The sequence below is a fragment of the Marinobacter sp. SS8-8 genome (assembly GCF_030540945.1).
Taxonomy (GTDB): Bacteria; Pseudomonadota; Gammaproteobacteria; order Pseudomonadales; family Oleiphilaceae; genus Marinobacter.
In genome coordinates this window covers 1-5,504 of record NZ_JASSVN010000038.1, presented here as the reverse complement: position 1 = coordinate 5,504, position 5,504 = coordinate 1, and the positions used below count along the sequence as shown (strand labels likewise).

Annotated in this window: 2 tRNA genes and 3 rRNA genes; all 5 read left to right on the top strand. The window is 54.5% G+C overall.

Features of this window, described 5'->3' with window-relative positions:
• Positions 1 to 10: 10 nt before the first annotated feature.
• A 16S ribosomal RNA gene (locus QPL96_RS19095) occupies positions 11 to 1,560 on the top strand.
• Positions 1,561 to 1,804: 244 nt separating this feature from the next.
• A tRNA-Ile gene (locus QPL96_RS19090) sits at positions 1,805 to 1,881 on the top strand.
• Between the two features lie 94 nt (positions 1,882 to 1,975).
• A tRNA-Ala gene (locus QPL96_RS19085) sits at positions 1,976 to 2,051 on the top strand.
• Between the two features lie 310 nt (positions 2,052 to 2,361).
• Positions 2,362 to 5,257 (top strand): 23S ribosomal RNA (locus tag QPL96_RS19080).
• An 85-nt stretch (positions 5,258 to 5,342) separates the two neighbouring features.
• A 5S ribosomal RNA gene (gene rrf / locus QPL96_RS19075) occupies positions 5,343 to 5,457 on the top strand.
• The 16S, 23S and 5S rRNA genes sit together here with 2 tRNA genes alongside, the layout of an rRNA operon.
• Positions 5,458 to 5,504: the final 47 nt, after the last annotated feature.

Genomic DNA, 5,504 nt, shown 5'->3' with positions numbered 1-5,504 from the left:
TGTATGATTTAAACTGAAGAGTTTGATCATGGCTCAGATTGAACGCTGGCGGCAGGCTTAACACATGCAAGTCGAGCGGTAGCAGGTCCTTCGGGATGCTGACGAGCGGCGGACGGGTGAGTAATGCTTAGGAATCTGCCTGGTAGTGGGGGATAGCCCGGGGAAACCCGGATTAATACCGCGTACGCCCTTTGGGGGAAAGCAGGGGCTCTGTTCTTTTCGGAGAGTGGACCTTGCGCTATTGGATGAGCCTAAGTCGGATTAGCTGGTTGGTGGGGTAAAGGCCTACCAAGGCGACGATCCGTAGCTGGTCTGAGAGGATGATCAGCCACATCGGGACTGAGACACGGCCCGAACTCCTACGGGAGGCAGCAGTGGGGAATATTGGACAATGGGGGCAACCCTGATCCAGCCATGCCGCGTGTGTGAAGAAGGCTTTCGGGTTGTAAAGCACTTTCAGTGAGGAGGAAGGCCTTAAGGTTAATACCCTTGAGGATTGACGTTACTCACAGAAGAAGCACCGGCTAACTCCGTGCCAGCAGCCGCGGTAATACGGAGGGTGCAAGCGTTAATCGGAATTACTGGGCGTAAAGCGCGCGTAGGTGGTTTGATAAGCGAGATGTGAAAGCCCCGGGCTTAACCTGGGAACGGCATTTCGAACTGTCAGGCTAGAGTGTGGTAGAGGGGTGTGGAATTTCCTGTGTAGCGGTGAAATGCGTAGATATAGGAAGGAACACCAGTGGCGAAGGCGGCACCCTGGACCAACACTGACACTGAGGTGCGAAAGCGTGGGGAGCAAACAGGATTAGATACCCTGGTAGTCCACGCCGTAAACGATGTCAACTAGCCGTTGGGACTCTTGAAGTCTTAGTGGCGCAGCTAACGCACTAAGTTGACCGCCTGGGGAGTACGGCCGCAAGGTTAAAACTCAAATGAATTGACGGGGGCCCGCACAAGCGGTGGAGCATGTGGTTTAATTCGACGCAACGCGAAGAACCTTACCTGGCCTTGACATGCTGAGAACTTTCCAGAGATGGATTGGTGCCTTCGGGAGCTCAGACACAGGTGCTGCATGGCCGTCGTCAGCTCGTGTCGTGAGATGTTGGGTTAAGTCCCGTAACGAGCGCAACCCCTATCCCTAGTTGCTAGCAGTTCGGCTGAGAACTCTAGGGAGACTGCCGGTGACAAACCGGAGGAAGGTGGGGATGACGTCAGGTCATCATGGCCCTTACGGCCAGGGCTACACACGTGCTACAATGGCGCGCACAGAGGGCTGCAAACCCGCGAGGGGGAGCCAATCTCACAAAACGCGTCGTAGTCCGGATCGCAGTCTGCAACTCGACTGCGTGAAGTCGGAATCGCTAGTAATCGTGAATCAGAATGTCACGGTGAATACGTTCCCGGGCCTTGTACACACCGCCCGTCACACCATGGGAGTGGATTGCACCAGAAGTGGTTAGTCTAACCTTCGGGAGGACGATCACCACGGTGTGGTTCATGACTGGGGTGAAGTCGTAACAAGGTAGCCGTAGGGGAACCTGCGGCTGGATCACCTCCTTAAACGAAGCCGAAGGCTTCGGTCAGAGTCCACACGAATTACTTGGTTGGCTAATAAAGAGAGCAAAGGGTCTATGCAGGCCCGTTGTCGGTTTGGTTCAAACCACGAGACGATCTCGGGGTTTGGCGCCGGATTCGCGCCAGCTGACAAGGCGCAGGCTGAGAGAGTGAGGGAGCGTACCCAGGTACGTGACTGAGTGATCGAAGACTGCAACGCAGCTCAGGTGGTGCGAAGACAAGCAAAACCGGGTCTGTAGCTCAGGTGGTTAGAGCGCACCCCTGATAAGGGTGAGGTCGGTGGTTCAAGTCCACCCAGACCCACCAGAATTGCTCAGCTCGTCGTTGTCGAAGCACTTGCATAGCAGGCTATGCGGCGCACTTCGACGCCTAGATCTGAACAATTCCTGGCAACTTTACTGGGGCCGTAGCTCAGCTGGGAGAGCGCCTGCCTTGCACGCAGGAGGTCAGGAGTTCGATCCTCCTCGGCTCCACCAAACTTTACTGACTAACGTTGAGTTAGCAGTGTGCAGAAACAAGCGTTTCGGTTTGATGACAGATCAAGCGAAGCCCTTCTTTCTGATCACTGGGTCAGATTTGCTCTTTAACAAATTGGACGAGATAGAACACGAATATTGTTTCTCATTATCTCCGAGGAACAATGTTCAATGTGATAGCGATTTCAAGCGTTATCCGGTGTTGTCGTTGAAGTGGTTGTTATATCGCTTCAAGCGGCTGTCTCGAAGAATCGTCTGTCAGGCTTGCCTGGTGGGTGAGAATTCGTGAACAGTTGTCTTGGGGTTATATAGTCAAGCAACTAAGCGCATACGGTGGATGCCTTGGCAGTCAGAGGCGATGAAAGACGTGGAAGCCTGCGATAAGGCTCGGGGAGCTGGCAAACAAGCTGTGATCCGGGCATCTCTGAATGGGGAAACCCACCGACTTTCGGGTCGGTATCGTGCACTGAATACATAGGTGTACGAGGCGAACCGGGGGAACTGAAACATCTAAGTACCCCGAGGAAAAGAAATCAACCGAGATTCCCTCAGTAGCGGCGAGCGAACGGGGACCAGCCCTTAAGCTGGACAACGGGTAGGAGAAGGCTCTGGAAAGGGCCGCCATAGTGGGTGATAGCCCCGTATCCGAAACCCAGGTTCAGTGAAATCGAGTAGGACGGGACACGTGATATCCTGTCTGAACATGGGGGGACCATCCTCCAAGGCTAAATACTCCTGACTGACCGATAGTGAACCAGTACCGTGAGGGAAAGGCGAAAAGAACCCCTGTGAGGGGAGTGAAATAGATCCTGAAACCGTATGCGTACAAGCAGTCGGAGCGGACGTGTTCCGTGACGGCGTACCTTTTGTATAATGGGTCAGCGACTTATGTTCAGTGGCGAGGTTAACCGTGTAGGGGAGCCGTAGGGAAACCGAGTCTGAATAGGGCGATTCAGTCGCTGGGCATAGACCCGAAACCGGGCGATCTATCCATGAGCAGGTTGAAGGTTGAGTAACATCAACTGGAGGACCGAACCCACTGTCGTTGAAAAGCCAGGGGATGACTTGTGGATCGGAGTGAAAGGCTAATCAAGCCCGGAGATAGCTGGTTCTCCCCGAAAGCTATTTAGGTAGCGCCTCGGACGAATACCACAGGGGGTAGAGCACTGTTTCGGCTAGGGGGTCATCCCGACTTACCAACCCGATGCAAACTCCGAATACCTGTGAGTACTATCCGGGAGACACACGGCGGGTGCTAACGTCCGTCGTGAAGAGGGAAACAACCCAGACCGCCAGCTAAGGTCCCCAAGTACCAGTTAAGTGGGAAACGATGTGGGAAGGCTCAGACAGCTAGGAGGTTGGCTTAGAAGCAGCCATCCTTTAAAGAAAGCGTAATAGCTCACTAGTCGAGTCGGCCTGCGCGGAAGATGTAACGGGGCTCAAACTGGTCACCGAAGCTGCGGCTGTGCACGCAAGTGCACGGGGTAGGGGAGCGTTCTGTAAGCCTGCGAAGGTGTGTTGAGAAGCATGCTGGAGGTATCAGAAGTGCGAATGCTGACATGAGTAACGACAATGGGGGTGAAAAACCCCCACGCCGGAAGACCAAGGGTTCCTGCGCAACGCTAATCGGCGCAGGGTGAGTCGGCCCCTAAGGCGAGACCGAAAGGTGTAGTCGATGGGAAACGGGTTAATATTCCCGTACCTTGGATAGCTGCGATGGAGAGACGGAGAAGGCTAGGTGAGCCGGGCGACGGTTGTCCCGGTTTAAGCGAGTAGGCAGTGGGATCAGGCAAATCCGGTCCCACAATGCCGAGACGCGACGACGACTGCCCTTTCAGGGCGGGAAGTCATTGATGCCCTGCTTCCAGGAAAATCTTCTAAGCTTCAGGCTATTCGGGACCGTACCCCAAACCGACACAGGTGGTCAGGTAGAGAATACCAAGGCGCTTGAGAGAACTCGGGTAAAGGAACTAGGCAAAATGGTGCCGTAACTTCGGGAGAAGGCACGCTGGTGGTAGGTGAGACCCTTTGCGGGTGGAGCCCAAGCCAGTCGAAGATACCAGGCCCCTGCGACTGTTTATTAAAAACACAGCACTGTGCAAACACGAAAGTGGACGTATACGGTGTGACGCCTGCCCGGTGCCGGAAGGTTAATTGATGGGGTTAGCGCTTGCGCGACGCTCTTGATCGAAGCCCCGGTAAACGGCGGCCGTAACTATAACGGTCCTAAGGTAGCGAAATTCCTTGTCGGGTAAGTTCCGACCTGCACGAATGGCGTAACGATGGGGGCGCTGTCTCTACCCGAGACTCAGTGAAATTGAAATCGCCGTGAAGATGCGGTGTATCCGCGGCTAGACGGAAAGACCCCGTGAACCTTTACTATAGCTTCACAGTGAACTTTGAGCATGTTTGTGTAGGATAGCTGGGAGGCTTTGAAGCGGGAACGCCAGTTCTCGTGGAGCCAACCTTGAAATACCAGCCTGACCTGTTTGAGGTTCTAACTTGGTCCCCTGATCGGGGATGAGGACACTGTGTGGTGGGTAGTTTGACTGGGGCGGTCTCCTCCCAAAGCGTAACGGAGGAGCACAAAGGTGGGCTAAGCACGGTCGGACATCGTGCGGTTAGTGTAATGGCACAAGCCCGCTTAACTGCGAGACAGACACGTCGAGCAGGTACGAAAGTAGGTCATAGTGATCCGGTGGTTCTGTATGGAAGGGCCATCGCTCAACGGATAAAAGGTACTCCGGGGATAACAGGCTGATACCGCCCAAGAGTTCACATCGACGGCGGTGTTTGGCACCTCGATGTCGGCTCATCACATCCTGGGGCTGAAGCCGGTCCCAAGGGTATGGCTGTTCGCCATTTAAAGTGGTACGCGAGCTGGGTTTAGAACGTCGTGAGACAGTTCGGTCCCTATCTGCCGTGGACGTTGGAGATTTGAGGAAAGCTGCTCCTAGTACGAGAGGACCGGAGTGGACGAACCTCTGGTGTTCGGGTTGTCACGCCAGTGGCATTGCCCGGTAGCTATGTTCGGACAGGATAACCGCTGAAAGCATCTAAGCGGGAAGCCCCTTCCAAGATGAGATCTCCCTGGACCCTCGAGGTCCCTGAAGAGCCGTTCAAGACCAGGACGTTGATAGGTCGGGTGTGTAAGCGCTGTGAGGCGTTGAGCTAACCGATACTAATTGCTCGTGCGGCTTGACTATATAACACCCAAGACAATTGCGGATGACGCAACCAGAAATCAGCATCACATCGTTCTATCCCGTCCCCCAGTGATCAACCGTTTTGCCTGACGACCATAGCGGTCTGGAACCACCTGATCCCATCCCGAACTCAGAAGTGAAACAGACCAGCGCCGATGGTAGTGTGGCGTTGCCCATGTGAGAGTAGGTCATCGTCAGGCGCCTAATACCCAAACCCCAGTACCAACAGGTGCTGGGGTTTTTTATT